We start from the raw sequence: 265 nt of genomic DNA, 5'->3' as shown, positions 1-265 counted from the left end.
ACGGCGCAGGGTGATGACGCGCGTGGCGCGCTCCTCCGTGACGATGATGTTACCGTTCGGCAATCAGCGATCGCATGTTGGCTTAATGAACGAGACGGTTGATCGTGCCGCACAACCCTCGGTTTTTCAAATGAAACATTGTAGCCGATTGTTGCAATGCGCAAAATGTCGCAGAATGGATGAGCTACAGGATTGGCACGCCTGCCGGATCATGTAGGCTGAGAGTCGCAGGGCTCGCGACCGGCAGGCGCGGCGCAGGGAGTAC

1 protein-coding gene is annotated in these 265 nt (G+C 57.7%); it reads left to right on the top strand.

The window, feature by feature from the left end; translation table 11 throughout:
- Positions 1–217 (top strand): hypothetical protein (locus tag RMT89_RS43540; protein ID WP_315889287.1); only part of this gene is annotated, 217 nt, incomplete at its 5' end.
- Positions 218–265 lie beyond the last annotated feature (48 nt).

Origin of the sequence: Streptomyces sp. P17 (assembly GCF_032436805.1) — a bacterium.
In the GTDB taxonomy this organism is placed as follows: Bacteria; Actinomycetota; Actinomycetes; order Streptomycetales; family Streptomycetaceae; genus Streptomyces.
Note: the sequence above shows the minus strand (reverse complement) of the source record. Positions and strands in the feature narration are given on the sequence as shown.